Below are 13,128 nucleotides of genomic sequence, written 5' to 3'. Positions count from 1 at the left end.
CGGCCGGTAGCGGGATGGGACGGGTCCACACCTCCGCCAGAACATCACGAGGAGTACGCCCGCACATGGCACGTCTAGTCGGCGTCGACCTCCCCCGCGAGAAGCGGATGGAGATCGCGCTCACCTACATCTTCGGCGTGGGTCGCACCCGGGCCCTGGAGACGCTCGCCGCCACCGGCATCTCGCCGGACAAGCGCGTCCGGGACCTTACGGACGAGGAGCTGGTCCAGCTCCGCAACCACATCGAGGGCAACTACAAGGTTGAAGGCGACCTGCGCCGCGAGGTCGCCGCTGACATCCGCCGCAAGGTCGAGATCGGCTGCTACGCCGGCATCCGGCACCGCCGGGGCCTGCCCGTGCGTGGCCAGCGGACCAAGACCAACGCCCGGACCCGGAAGGGCCCGAAGCGGACCGTCGCCGGCAAGAAGAAGCCCGGCAAGAAGTAATAGGAGCGCACAGACTTATGCCACCGAAGGCTCGTGCCGGAGCCGCCGTCAAGAAGGTCCGGCGCAAGGAACGCAAGAACGTCGCCCACGGGCAGGCGCACATCAAGAGCACCTTCAACAACACCATCGTGTCCATCACGGACCCGACCGGTGCGGTCATCTCCTGGGCCTCGTCCGGCCAGGTGGGCTTCAAGGGCTCCCGCAAGTCGACTCCGTTCGCCGCGCAGCTGGCCGCCGAGGCCGCCGCTCGCCGGGCCATGGAGCACGGCATGCGCAAGGTCGACGTGTTCGTCAAGGGCCCCGGCTCCGGCCGGGAGACCGCCATCCGTTCGCTGCAGGCCGCCGGTCTCGAGGTCGGACAGATCTCCGACGTCACCCCGCAGCCGCACAACGGGTGCCGTCCGCCCAAGCGTCGTCGGGTCTGAGAGGTAGAGAGAGATGGCTCGTTACACCGGTGCTGACTGCCGCCGTTGCCGGCGGGAGAAGATGAAGCTGTTCCTCAAGGGCAGCAAGTGCGATGGCCCGAAGTGCCCGTTCGAGTCCCGGCCGTTCCCGCCCGGGCAGCACGGCCGCGGCCGCACGAAGGAGACGGAGTACCTGCTCCAGCTCCGCGAGAAGCAGAAGGCCCGCCGCGTCTACGGCGTGCTGGAGAAGCAGTTCCGCGGCTACTACGAAGAGGCCGTGGGCAAGAAGGCCAAGACCGGTGAGGTCCTGCTCCAGATCCTCGAGTCGCGGCTGGACAACGTGGTCTACCGGGCCGGCTACGCCAAGTCCCGGGACATGGCCCGCCAGCTGGTCAAGCACGGCCACTTCACCGTGAACGGCAAGAAGGTCGACATCCCGTCGTACCGCGTCAAGGAGCACGACATCATCGAGGTCCGGGGCAAGAGCAAGGAGCTCACCCCGTTCATCGTGGCGCAGGCCGAGGCCGGCTCGAAGTCGGTTCCGGCGTGGCTGGAGGCTATCCCCAGCCAGATGAAGGTGCTCGTGCACTCGCTCCCGGCCCGCCAGGTCATCGACACGCAGGTCCAGGAGCAGCTGATCGTCGAGCTCTACTCCAAGTAGTCGGAGCTCGTTGCGGTGGCCCGCCCTCACGGGGGCGGGCCACCGGAACAGTTTGTCGTGGGCGTCATATGGCGGGCGCCCCGGAAGAGAAGAGAAGACATGCTCATCAGCCAGCGACCGACTCTCTCCGAGGAGTCGATCAACGAGACCCGGTCCCGGTTCACCATCGAGCCGCTGGAGCCCGGCTTCGGCTACACCCTGGGCAACTCGCTGCGGCGTACGCTGCTGTCGTCGATCCCGGGTGCCGCGGTCACCTCGATCAAGATCGACGGTGTGCTGCACGAGTTCACCACGATCCCCGGTGTCAAGGAGGACGTGGTCGAGCTCGTCATGAACATCAAGGAGCTCTGCGTCAGCTCCGAGCACGACGAGCCGGTCAGCATGTACCTGCGCAAGCAGGGCCCGGGCGACGTGACGGCGGGCGACATCCAGCCGCCGGCCGGCGTCTCGGTGCACAACCCCGACCTGAAGCTCGCCACCCTCAACGGCAAGGGCCGGCTCGACATGGAGCTGACCGTCGAGCGGGGCCGCGGCTACGTCACGGCGGCGCAGAACAAGCAGGCGGGCGCGGAGATCGGCCGGATCCCGGTCGACTCGATCTACTCGCCGGTGCTCAAGGTGACCTACCGCGTCGAGGCGACCCGTGTCGAGCAGCGGACCGACTTCGACCGGCTGATCATCGACGTCGAGACCAAGCCGTCGATGGGTCCGCGTACGGCGCTGGCCTCGGCCGGCTCGACGCTGGTGGAGCTGTTCGGTCTGGCCCGGGAGCTGGACGAGACCGCCGAGGGCATCGACATCGGGCCGTCCCCGCAGGACGCCCAGCTCGCGGCGGACCTGGCGCTGCCGATCGAGGAGCTGGACCTGACCGTCCGCTCCTACAACTGCCTCAAGCGCGAGGGCATCAACTCCGTTGGTGAGCTCATCGGGCGTACCGAGGCCGACCTCCTCGACATCCGCAACTTCGGTCAGAAGTCGATCGACGAGGTCAAGATGAAGCTCGCCGGGATGGGTCTGGGGCTGAAGGACTCGGCTCCGAACTTCGACCCGGCGCACGTCGTGGACGCCTTCGGCGAGGCCGACTACGACACCGACGACTACCGCGAGACCGAGCAGCTCTAGTCCGCGCTGCCGCCACACCTGAGGAGCACCAAGCATGCCCACGCCCACCAAGGGCCCCCGCCTCGGCGGCAGCCCCGCGCACGAACGGCTGATGCTGGCCAACCTGGCCACCGCGCTGTTCCAGCACGGCAAGATCCAGACCACCGAGACGAAGGCCCGGCGGCTGCGTCCGCTGGCCGAGCAGCTCATCACCAAGGCCAAGCGCGGCGACCTGGCGTCCCGCCGGCGGGTGCTGGGCGTCGTCAAGGACAAGGACGTGGTCTACGCCCTGTTCGACCAGATCGCGCCCCGGTACGCCAACCGTAACGGTGGCTACACCCGGATCGTGAAGACCGGTCCGCGCAAGGGTGACGCCGCGCCGATGGCGATCATCGAGCTGGTCGAGGAGCTTCAGGTCGCCGAGCCGAAGGCGAACAAGAAGACCGCCGCCCGCAAGGCCGCGCAGCAGGACAAGGTCGAGGCGCTCGCCCCGGCGGAGGAGACCCCGAAGTCGAACTCGGGCGACCAGGACGCCGAGGCGCCCGTGTCGGCGTCCGGCGACACCGCCGCCGCCCGCGAGGACAGCGACGAGGCCGGCGAGAACGACAAGGCCTGATCCAGGCCACCGTCGGGCCCGGCACCCCACACGGGGTGCCGGGCCCGATCCATGAGGCGGAGGTACGAGTGGACGAGCGCACCCGGCTCCGGCTGGACGTCGCGTACGACGGCTCCGGCTTCTCCGGCTGGGCCGCCCAGCCGACGCGGCGCACCGTCGCCGGGGTGCTCGTGGAGACCCTCGACCTGGTGCTCGGGGCCGGGACGGCGACCGGGCTGACCGTGGCGGGCCGCACCGACGCGGGCGTGCACGCCACCGGGCAGGTCTGCCACGTCGACCTGCCCGCGGCCGTGTGGCGGGAGCACGAGGGGCGGCTGCTGCGCCGGCTGGCCCGGCTGCTCCCCGCCGACGTGCGGGTACGCGCGATGACGGCGGTGCCGGCGGACTTCGACGCCCGGTTCTCGGCCACCTTCCGCCGCTACGAGTACCGCGTGACCGACGCGCCGTGGGGCGCCGAGCCGCTGCGCCGGCACGAGGTGCTGGCCTGGCCGAAGCCGCTCGACCTGGCCGCGCTCAACGCCGCCGCGGCGGGCCTGGTGGGGGAGCACGACTTCGCCGCGTACTGCCGGCGCAAGGAGAACGCCACCACCCTGCGCGAGGTGACCCGGCTGGACTGGCGGCGGGACCCCGACGGGATCCTCGTCGCGACCGTGCAGGCCGACGCCTTCTGCCAGGCGATGGTGCGCAGCCTGGTCGGGGCGATGCTGGTGGCCGGGGACGGCCGCCGCCCGGTCGAGTGGCCGGGCAGCCTGCTCGCTCGCCGGGAGCGTTCCAGCGAGGTGACGGTGGCCCCGGCGCACGGGCTGACCCTGGTCGCCGTGGGCTATCCCGACGACCCGGCCGAGTACGCCCGCCGCGCCGAGGTGACCCGCCGGCTGCGCGTACCCCTGGAGGGTTGACCGCGTCGGCCCGGCACCGCCGACGGGGCCGGCGCGGCGCTGCGGGGCTGGCGCGGCGCCCGCGGGCCGGCAGCGCTGGCACGCACGAGGCGGCACCGGCGAGCCGGGGCCGGGCGAGTCCCCGCCCCCGTCGGGCAGCGGTGGCCACGCGTTCGGCAGCAAGTCGAGAAGGGATGGGAGCCGTGCAGGAACCCCGTCGGGCCCGCGAGCTCGGCATCGTCGTGGGGACGCTGCCGACGGGGCCGGTGAACGCCGTCACCGACGTCCCCGGCGTGCGGGTGGGGCACACCACCCTGGTCGAGGGCGACAGCATCCGGACCGGGGTGACGGCGATCGTCCCGGACCAGCTGACCGATCGCCGGTCGCTGCCCGCCGGGCTGTTCGTGGGCAACGGGCACGGCAAGATGGTCGGCTCCACCCAGGTAACCGAGCTGGGCGAGATCGAGACCCCCGTGGTGCTGACCGCGACCCTGTCCACGTTCCGGGCCGCGGACGCGCTGCTCACCTACATGCTCGGGCAGCCGGGCCGGGAGACGGTCGAGTCGCTGAACCCGGTGGTGGCCGAGACCAACGACGGGTTCCTCTCCGACATCCGGGCGCGACCCGTGCGGGCGGAGCACGTGCTCGCGGCGCTGGGCGAGGCGCGCGGCGGGCTGCCCGCCGAGGGGGCCGTCGGCGCGGGTACGGGCACGGCGGCCCTCGGCTTCAAGGCCGGCGTCGGCACGTCCTCGCGGCTGGCCGCGACGTCGCGGGGCACGGTCACCGTCGGCGTGCTGGCGCAGGCCAACTTCTCCGGCGTGCTCCAGGTGCTGGGGGTGCCGATCCGGTGCGAGCAGGTGGGCGTGCCGACGGCCCCGGGGCGGCCGGAGCGACCGGGGAACTCCTGCGTGATCGTGGTCGCCACGGACGGCCGGTTCGACGCGCGGCAGCTCGGCCGGATCGCCCGCCGGGCCGTGTTCGCGATGGCGCGGGTCGGATCGGACTTCGCCGGCGGCAGCGGCGACTACGCGCTGGCGTTCTCCACGGCCGACCCGGGGGCGTCGACGGCGCCCGAGCCCGACCTGGAACCGGTCTTCGCGGCGGTGCTGGAGGCGGTGGAGGAGGCCCTGCTGAACTCGCTGTTCACGGCGCGCACCACCGTCGGCTTCGCCGGGCGGACCAAGTACGCCGTCCCGCACGACCGGATGCGGCAGCTGCTCCGGACGCACCGCGTCGACCTGCGGAGCTGAGGCCGGCTCGAACCGGGCCTACCCGCGCGGACGGGTGCGCGGCCCCGTGGTCCACGCACCCGTCCACACCGCAGGCACCGTCACTCGCCCGGCAGTTCCCCGCCGTCCTGCGAGCCGGTGCGGTCCGCGCCCTCGTCGGTCGGCTGGCCGGCCGTCCCGCCGTCCGCCCGGCGCTCCAGCACGCCCCGGTTGAGGTGCAGCTCGATCATGTCGAAGAGGACCTCGCGGGCCTTGGTGTCGCCGGACCGGATGGCCCCGCCGTCGGCGCGGGCGACCACCGCGTACGCCAGGTAGTGGCCGCGTACCTGCCAGCCGACCCGGGCCGGCGCGGTGGCGACGGCCTCGCTGTCGTCGTCGGCCGCCATGCCCCGGAACCGGCCCTGCCGCTCGTCGAGCATGAGCCGGATCCGGTCGCGGGCGCGCTCGGCGCTGTTCCGGTCGGTCAGGTTGAACAGGCCGGTGGTGACCAGGAGGTCGCCGTCGGGGGTCCGGAGCGTGGCGCGGACCACCTGGTTGCAGCCGAGGCGGACCAGCAGGTCGGCGACCTCCCCGGTGGCCGCCACCGCGCAGCTCGCGCTGGAGTGGGTCTTCAGCACCCGGTAGGCGGGTTGCCCGTCGGCGACGACGAGCTGCTTGCCGGGGAAGACCTCCTTGGCGGTCAGCGGCGCCTGGTCGGTGTCCCGGGAGTCGAGGTCGTGCGCCTCGGCCCCGGCGGACTCGGCGACCTCGGGCTGGCCGGTGGAGGTGGCCTGCGGGGTCTGGTCTCGCTCGTCGATCAGGGCGGCGGCGGCGAGGCCGCAGAGCGCGAGCAGCACGAGCACGGCCGCGCCGCCGACCAGCACCTGCCACAGCCGTCCGCCGCCCCGCCGTGGCGCGGGTAGCCCCACCGGCATGCTCGGCTCGGCGGTCGCGGGCGGCCCGGCCGGCGTGCTCGGCTCGACCGGGGGCGTCGACTGGACCGGTGCGTACGGCTGTGCCTGCGCGTACGGCTGCTGCTCGTCCGGCGGGGGCGGCGCCGGGATCGCCGCGCGGACGGGCTCCGGCTCGGCGGACGGCAGCACGACCCGGTTGGCCCGCGGCAGCGACGGCGTCGGGAAGCGGGACGGGGAGGGGCCGGCCGGGGGAGGCGGACCGGCACCGAGCCCCGACCGGTCGGACCCGGGCTCCGGGTACTCCATGAATGCGTCCTCATCGGACTCGTACCGATACACCATGTCGCCCAGACTAGGAGTTATTGTCCCTTTAGGGGGTAATAATTGGAAATTGTCGGTCGGGATGTTGCGGGTCGTGCTCAGCCCGCGCGCCGGGCCCGGGCCGGCCCGGCGGGACGGCGGTGCGAGAATTGCCGGCGTGACCGGCGACCACTACTTCACCGCTGAGCCCGCGACGGCCGCCCACCCGCGCGAGGTCGAGTTCTCCGTCGCCGGCCGCGACTACACCCTGACCTCCGCCGGCGGGGTGTTCTCCGCCGCCCGCCTCGACCCCGGCACGGCGGTGCTGCTGCACAAGGCGGAGCTGCCGCCCGCCGGCACCACCGGCGCGCTGCTCGACCTCGGCTGCGGCTTCGGGCCGATCACCTGCGTGCTGGCCACCTCGGCGCCCACGGCGACCGTGTGGGCCGTCGACGTCAACGAGCGGGCCCGCGAGCTGACGGCGGGCAACGCGGCACGGGTCGGCGCGGCCGACCGGGTGCGCGTCGCCGCGCCGGACGACGTGCCCGCCGACGTCACGTTCGCCCAGCTCTGGTCCAACCCGCCGATCCGGGTCGGCAAGGACGAGCTGCACCGGATGCTGCTGCGCTGGCTGCCCCGGCTCGCCCCCGACGGCGTGGCCTGGCTGGTCGTCGCCCGCCACCTCGGCGGCGACTCGCTGCACCGCTGGCTGGTCGAGCAGGGCTGGCGGGTCGAGCGGCACGCCAGCCAGAAGGGCTACCGGGTCCTGCGCGTCACCCGGTAATTGGCTGGGCCGCGGGGCGGCCGCTCGGGCAGGATGCCGACGTGGGATACGTGGACGTGGCGGCGGTCGGGCACATCCTCCCGGACGGCCGGGAGCTCTTCGCCGACGTGTCGTTCCGGGTCGGTGAGGGCGCCAAGGTGGCCCTCGTCGGGCCGAACGGCGCCGGCAAGACGACCCTGCTGCGGATGGTCGCCGGCGACCTGCCGGTGAAGACGGGCGCCATCGCGCGGGCCGGCGGGCTCGGCGTGATGCGCCAGTTCATCGGCATGATCGGCGACGAGTCCACGCTGGGCGACCTCGCGTTGTCGCTGGCCCCGCCGGCACTGCGCGACGCCGGCCGTCGGCTCGCCGCGACCGAGTCGGCCATGCGGGCGGCCGAGGTGCGTGGCAAGTACAGCACCGCCGCCGGCAAGGCCCAGCTGGCGTACGCGGACGCGCTCGCGGCCTGGGGCGAGATCGGCGGGTACGACACCGAGGTCCTCTTCGACACCGTCGCCACGATCGTGCTCGGCCTGCCGTGGGACGCCGCCCGGGAACGCCCGGTGCGGACCCTCTCCGGCGGCCAGCAGAAACGGTTCGCCCTCGAACTGCTGCTGCGCGGCCCCGACGAGGTGCTGCTCCTCGACGAGCCGGACAACTTCCTCGACGTGCCCGGCAAGCGGTGGCTGGAAGGACGGCTGCGAGAGTCCGGCAAGTCGGTGCTCTACGTCTCGCACGACCGGGAACTGCTCGCCCACACCGCCGACCGGGTGGTCGCCGTGGAGGGCGGCAGCACCTGGGTGCACCCGAGCGGCTTCGCGAGCTGGCACTCCGCGCGGGTGGCCCGGCACGCCCGCCTCGACGAGCTGCGCAAACGCTGGGACGAGGAGCACCAGAAGCTGCGCGAGCTGATGCTGATGTACAAGCAGAAGGCCGCGTACAACGACGGAATGGCCTCGCGCTACCAGGCCGCGCAGACCCGGCTGCGCAAGTTCGAGGAGGCCGGGCCGCCGCCCGTACCGCCGAAGGACCAGGACATCCGGATGCGGCTGACCGGCGGGCGGACCGGCAAGCGCGCGGTGGTCTGCGAACAGCTCGAACTCGACGGCCTGACCTACCCGTTCGACCTGGAGATCTGGTACGGCGACCGGGTCGCGGTGCTCGGCGCCAACGGCACCGGCAAGTCGCACTTCCTGCGGCTGCTGGCCCGGGGCGGCACCGACCCCGACCCCGCCAACGGCCCGGTCGACGGGGCGGCGGCGCTGGCGCCGGTCGCCCACGCCGGGGTGGCCCGGCTCGGCGCGCGGGTACGCGCCGGGCACTTCTCGCAGACCCACGACCGGCCGGAGCTGATGACCAGGACCCTCGTCGAGATCCTGTGGCGGGGCGACGACCACCGCGCCGGCATGGACCGGCACGCGGCGATGGCGGCGCTGAGCCGGTACGAACTCGCCGGGCAGGGCGACCAGCGCTTCGGCACCCTCTCCGGCGGGCAGCAGGCGCGCTTCCTGGTGCTGCTGCTGGAGCTCTCCGGCGCGACGCTCCTGCTGCTCGACGAGCCCACCGACAACCTCGACCTGGCCTCCGCCGAGGCACTGGAGGCCGGCCTGAACGCGTTCGAGGGGACCGTCGTGGCGGTGACCCACGACCGCTGGTTCACCCGGTCGTTCGACCGGTTCGTGCTCTTCCGCGGCGACAACGAGGTGGTGGAGACCCCCGAACCGGTCTGGGACGTGGCGTGACCCCCGCCTGCCTCGCCGACCTCGCCGACCGCCGTGGCGTGAGCCTCGCCGACCGCCGTCTCGCGTGATCCCCGCCTGCCTCGCCGACCGCCGTCTCGCTTGATCCCCGCCTGCCTCGCCGACCGCCGTCTCGCTTGATCCCCGCCGACCGCCGTCTCGCTTGATCCCCGCCGACCGCCGTCTCGCCGCCGGGGTGTTCGGCCGGTCGGGGCGGCGGGTTCGCCGCTCCTCGGCGTGCGGCTCGTGGCCGGCATAGGGTTGATCTCGTGACTGAGATGACCTATCGCCGGCTGGGCGACTCCGGGCTCGTGGTGTCCGTGGTCGGCATCGGCTGCAACAACTTCGGCCGCAAGCTGGACCTCGACGGCACCCGGGCGGTGGTCGACGCCGCGCTCGACGCCGGGATCAACTTCTTCGACACCGCCGACATCTACGGCGAGCCGCAGGGCGGCTCCGAGGAACTGCTCGGCCAGGCGCTCAAGGGCCGCCGCGACGACGTGGTGGTGGCCACCAAGTTCGGCATGGACATGCACGGACTCAACGGCCCCGACTTCGGCGCCCGGGGCGCGCGGCGCTACATCGCCCGCGCGGTGGAGGCGTCGCTGCGCCGGCTCGGCACCGACCACATCGACCTGTACCAGATGCACGAGCCGGACCCGGGCACCCCGATCGACGAGACCCTCGCCGCGCTCGACGACCTGGTCCGCGCCGGCAAGGTGCGCTACCTGGGCAACTCCAACTTCGCCGGGTGGCAGATCGCCGACGCCGACTGGGTGGCGTCGTCCAACGGCCGGTCGCGGTTCATCAGCGCCCAGAACCACTACAGCCTGCTGGAACGCTCCGTCGAGACCGAGGTGGTGCCGGCCTGCGAGCGGTTCGGCCTCGGGCTGTTGCCGTTCTTCCCGCTCGCCAACGGGCTGCTCACCGGCAAGTACCGGCGCGACCAGGCCCCGCCGGCCGGCAGCCGCCTCGCCGGTGGCGGCCGGTACGCCGAGCGCCTCGCCGCCGCCGACTGGGACACCATCGAGGCCATCGAGGCGTACGCGAAGGAGCGGGGACTGTCGATGCTCCAGGTGGCGATCGGCGGGCTGGCCGCCCAGCCGGCCGTGACCTCGGTGATCGCCGGCGCCACCACGCCGGAGCAGGTGCGGGCCAACGCCGAGGCGGGCGCCTGGCAGCCCACCGACGAGGACCTCGACGCCCTCCGCGCCGCCCTCTGAGCCACGTCGACACCGCCCCGGCACCCGCGCGACACCCGCGTACCGGGGCGGTGCGCCGACCCGGACGAGCGCTGCCCGTCCTGCCTGGGCGGGGAGCGGGCGTGCCCACCACCCGTCGCCCGCCGACCGCCCGCTGCGGGGCCCACGGGTGGCTGAGTGGAACAACACGAGTGTCACCTGCCCCCGGACACACCACCACGTGCCACCGACGCTGGTGCTGGTGGTGCGGTCGGCGCTGGGGCTGACGTTGGTGCTGGTGGTGCGGTCGACGCTGGGGCTTGGGCTGACGTTGGCGCTGGGGCTGGCGCCGCCGGCGGGGGGTAGGGCGAGGCGTCGGGCGGGTCGCCGTCGGTGGAACGTCATGGGTGTCAAAGGGTGGCGGAGGCACCCGTGGTGTTCCACTGAGCCAGCCGGTTGCCGCGTCGGGCGGTCGCCGCGTCGGGCGCGCGCCCGTCGGTGGAACGTCATGGGTGTCAAAGGGTGGCGGAGGCACCCGTGGTGTTCCACTGAGCCAGCCGGTTGCCGCGTCAGCCGACCACCGCGTTGGGCGGTTGCCGGGTTGGGCGGTCAGCGACGTCTGGTGGGCACCACGTTGGACGGTCATCGGGTGGGGTGGCCGTCCCGGTCAGGGGACCGGGCGGTCTGCCGGCCGGCCCGGTGGCCTGCCGTCGGCGGGTCAGGCGGAGGGGTGGCGCTCGCGGAGGGCCTGGCTGACCAGGGCGGCGGTGCGGGCCCGGTGTCTGAGCACGTCGTCGGCGGTGAAGCGGAGGACGACCCAGCCGGCCGCGCGCAGCGCGTTCAGCCGGGCGACGTCCTGCCGGAAGTGGGCGCGTTCCCGGTGGTGGTCGCCGTCGTACTCGACCGCGACGCGCAGGGCCGGCCACGCCAGGTCGACCCGGCCGACGAAGCGCCCGGAGGGATCGCGCACGTCGTGCTGGGCGATCGCGGGCGGTAGCCCAGCGTCGAGCAGGAGAAGCCGCAGACGGGTCTCCATCGGGGACTCGGCCAGCGGATTCGCCAGGGCCAGGACCTCTCGCAGCAGGGACAGCCCCGGCCATCCGGGCCGCGCGTCGGCGTAGGCGCGCAGCGTGCCGAGCTTGACCAGCCGGCGGTGCAGCAGCGCGTCCACGGCGACCAGAGCCTCGTCCCGAGGCGCCTGCCGGCCCAGGTCGAAGGCGGTGCGCAGGGCAGTGGTGACGGGCAGGCCGCCGAAGCGCGCGCGGTCGGAATCCGGCACCACGGAGCGGATCGCCCGAAGACGAGGGTGGGGGCGCATCCGCGCGGCGCGTGGCAGCAGGACGGTGACCGGCGCGTCCCGGGCCAGCAGGTCGACGCCCCACAGGTACGCGGCGCTGCGGCCGGCGATGACCCCGCCGACCGGCAGCGCCAGTGCGACCGCGTCGCACCAGAAGCGGTGGTCGTCGGCCCGGTAGCCGTCGCGGTGCACGTGGACGTCGGGGAGGAGCCGCCGCCAGGACGGCCCGCGCAGCATCGTCCAGGTCAGGAGCCCGTCGGCCACGGCGGCGCTGGCCCGGAACGGCTGGAAGGCCAGGCGTGGCGGAACCCGGGCGGCGGAGGGCATCCGGACAGCATGGCGTGATCGGGCGGTCACCCGCTGCCCCGACCGTTGGGATCGGGCGGTCGATGTGAAATCCGCATCCCGACCTTGGCGGATCCGGCGATCCGTCGTACGGTGACACCCGCAAGTGACCCACGGGAGCCCGGTGGACCGGGCTGAGAGGGGGGCTGTGAGCCCCCGACCGTCGAACCTGATCCGGGTAATGCCGGCGCAGGGAGGAGTGTTGCCGTGCCGTCCCTCGGGCGACTGCATCTGATCACCGACACCCGACCCGGGCGCGACCCGCTGGCCGTTCTGCGGGCCGCGCTTCCGGTGGCCCGCGCCGAACTGGTCGTACAGGTCCGCGTGGAGGACGACGCCACCGACCGGGAGGCGTACGACCTGGCCCGCCGGGTGGTCGCGCTCTGCGCGCCGTACGGCGCCACCTGCCTGGTCAACGACCGGCTGCACGTGGCGCTGGCGGTGGGCGCCGCGGGCGGGCACGTCGGCGCGGACGACCTGCCGGTCGGGGCGGCCCGCCGGGTGCTCGGCGCGACCGCCGTGCTCGGGGCCACGGCGCGCGAGCCGGTAACGGCCGCCGAGGCGGTCGCCGCCGGGGCCAGCTACCTGGGCGTGGGCCCCTGCCACGCCACCAGCACCAAGAGCGGGCTGCCGGCACCGATCGGCCCGGCCGGGGTACGCGCCGTCGCCGAGGCGGTGGACGTGCCGGTCGTCGCGATCGGCGGCGTGACCGCCGCCGCCGCGCCGGCGCTGCTGGCCGCCGGGGCGTACGGGTTGGCGGTGGTGGGGGCGCTCTCCGGGGCGGCCGACCCGGGCCGGGCGACGGCGGAGCTGCTGGGAGCCCTGGGGTGCTGAGCCGGCCGGACGTCGCCGTGGTGGGGGCGGGACCGGTCGGGCTGGGGATCGCGTGGCGCTGCGCGGCGCGCGGGCTCCGCGTCGTCGTCCACGATCCCGCCCCGGGCTCCGGCGCGTCCCACGTCGCCGCCGGGATGCTCGCCCCGGTCGCCGAGGCGTACTTCGGGGAGCACGAGCTGACCGGGCTGCTGACCGCCTCCGCCGCCCGCTGGCCCGCCTTCGCCGCCGAGCTGACCGTCGCCTCCGGCGTGGACATCGGCTACCGCACCGAGGGCACCCTGATGGTCGGGCTCACCGCCGACGACCTGGCGGAGGCGCGGCGGCTGTGGGCGTACCAGCAGGGTCTCGGACTGCCCGTGACGCCGCTGCGCCCCTCGGCGCTGCGGGACCGCGAGCCGGCGCTGGCCCCCCGGGTGCGCGGCGGCGCGCTCGCCGCCACCG

The 13,128-nt window shown here is 73.9% G+C and carries 14 protein-coding genes and 1 riboswitch; of the genes, 12 read left to right on the top strand and 2 right to left on the bottom strand.

The features are described 5' to 3' along the window. The first annotated feature begins 65 nt into the window (after positions 1 to 65). The 7 genes from rpsM (at position 66) to ACWENR_RS07435 (ending at position 5,356) form a co-directional block, all read left to right on the top strand. Positions 66 to 446 carry a 30S ribosomal protein S13 gene (rpsM, locus tag ACWENR_RS07465; protein WP_091290326.1) on the top strand — a complete coding sequence of 127 codons (381 nt, stop codon included), beginning with the start codon at positions 66 to 68 and terminating at the stop codon, positions 444 to 446. A gap of 17 nt (positions 447 to 463) precedes the next feature. Beyond that, positions 464 to 871, top strand: a complete 408-nt coding sequence (rpsK, locus tag ACWENR_RS07460) for a 30S ribosomal protein S11 (RefSeq protein ID WP_014440747.1) — start codon at positions 464 to 466, stop codon at positions 869 to 871. A 13-nt stretch (positions 872 to 884) separates the two neighbouring features. Next, positions 885 to 1,511, top strand: a complete 627-nt coding sequence (gene rpsD, locus ACWENR_RS07455) for a 30S ribosomal protein S4 (protein ID WP_088998366.1) — start codon at positions 885 to 887, stop codon at positions 1,509 to 1,511. A gap of 99 nt (positions 1,512 to 1,610) precedes the next feature. Then, complete coding sequence (locus ACWENR_RS07450; protein ID WP_013735931.1) at positions 1,611 to 2,633, top strand: DNA-directed RNA polymerase subunit alpha; 1,023 nt, start codon at positions 1,611 to 1,613, stop codon at positions 2,631 to 2,633. A gap of 34 nt (positions 2,634 to 2,667) precedes the next feature. Beyond that, positions 2,668 to 3,228, top strand: a complete 561-nt coding sequence (gene rplQ / locus ACWENR_RS07445) for a 50S ribosomal protein L17 (RefSeq protein WP_436688102.1) — start codon at positions 2,668 to 2,670, stop codon at positions 3,226 to 3,228. A gap of 68 nt (positions 3,229 to 3,296) precedes the next feature. Then, positions 3,297 to 4,127 carry a tRNA pseudouridine(38-40) synthase TruA gene (truA, locus tag ACWENR_RS07440; RefSeq protein ID WP_452276207.1) on the top strand — a complete coding sequence of 277 codons (831 nt, stop codon included), beginning with the start codon at positions 3,297 to 3,299 and terminating at the stop codon, positions 4,125 to 4,127. A 182-nt stretch (positions 4,128 to 4,309) separates the two neighbouring features. Further along, complete coding sequence (locus tag ACWENR_RS07435) at positions 4,310 to 5,356, top strand: P1 family peptidase (RefSeq protein WP_452276206.1); 1,047 nt, start codon at positions 4,310 to 4,312, stop codon at positions 5,354 to 5,356. An 80-nt stretch (positions 5,357 to 5,436) separates the two neighbouring features. Here the strand turns inward: ACWENR_RS07435 and ACWENR_RS07430 are convergent, their stop codons facing one another. Continuing rightward, positions 5,437 to 6,570, bottom strand: a complete 1,134-nt coding sequence (locus ACWENR_RS07430) for a hypothetical protein (protein WP_452276205.1) — start codon at positions 6,568 to 6,570, stop codon at positions 5,437 to 5,439. A gap of 136 nt (positions 6,571 to 6,706) precedes the next feature. Here ACWENR_RS07430 and ACWENR_RS07425 point away from each other — a divergent pair, with 136 nt between their 5' ends. From ACWENR_RS07425 to ACWENR_RS07415, 3 genes are all read left to right on the top strand, one after another. Then, the gene (locus ACWENR_RS07425) at positions 6,707 to 7,312 is read left to right on the top strand and encodes a class I SAM-dependent methyltransferase (protein ID WP_452276204.1); all 606 of its coding nucleotides are present in this window, start codon (positions 6,707 to 6,709) and stop codon (positions 7,310 to 7,312) included. Positions 7,313 to 7,353: 41 nt separating this feature from the next. Further along, positions 7,354 to 9,033: an ABC-F family ATP-binding cassette domain-containing protein gene (locus ACWENR_RS07420; protein WP_452276203.1), complete on the top strand. Its 1,680-nt coding sequence runs from the start codon at positions 7,354 to 7,356 to the stop codon at positions 9,031 to 9,033. A 275-nt stretch (positions 9,034 to 9,308) separates the two neighbouring features. Continuing rightward, positions 9,309 to 10,253 carry an aldo/keto reductase gene (locus ACWENR_RS07415; RefSeq protein WP_452276231.1) on the top strand — a complete coding sequence of 315 codons (945 nt, stop codon included), beginning with the start codon at positions 9,309 to 9,311 and terminating at the stop codon, positions 10,251 to 10,253. Positions 10,254 to 10,929: 676 nt separating this feature from the next. Here the strand turns inward: ACWENR_RS07415 and ACWENR_RS07410 are convergent. Continuing rightward, the gene (locus ACWENR_RS07410; RefSeq protein WP_452276202.1) at positions 10,930 to 11,835 is read right to left on the bottom strand and encodes a DUF559 domain-containing protein; all 906 of its coding nucleotides are present in this window, start codon (positions 11,833 to 11,835) and stop codon (positions 10,930 to 10,932) included. A gap of 122 nt (positions 11,836 to 11,957) precedes the next feature. Further along, a riboswitch (TPP riboswitch) is annotated at positions 11,958 to 12,066 on the top strand. Here ACWENR_RS07410 and thiE point away from each other — a divergent pair. Continuing rightward, positions 12,061 to 12,687 carry a thiamine phosphate synthase gene (gene thiE / locus ACWENR_RS07405; protein ID WP_452276201.1) on the top strand — a complete coding sequence of 209 codons (627 nt, stop codon included), beginning with the start codon at positions 12,061 to 12,063 and terminating at the stop codon, positions 12,685 to 12,687. (Overlaps the previous riboswitch by 6 nt.) After that, positions 12,681 to 13,128: FAD-dependent oxidoreductase (locus ACWENR_RS07400; RefSeq protein WP_452276200.1), on the top strand; the 448-nt coding region annotated here is incomplete at its 3' end. The genes thiE and ACWENR_RS07400, both read left to right, overlap by 7 nt.

This window comes from Micromonospora sp. NPDC004336, from assembly GCF_053602615.1.
The sequence above is the reverse complement of the archived record's forward strand: the minus strand, read 5'-3'. Positions and strand labels throughout refer to the sequence as shown.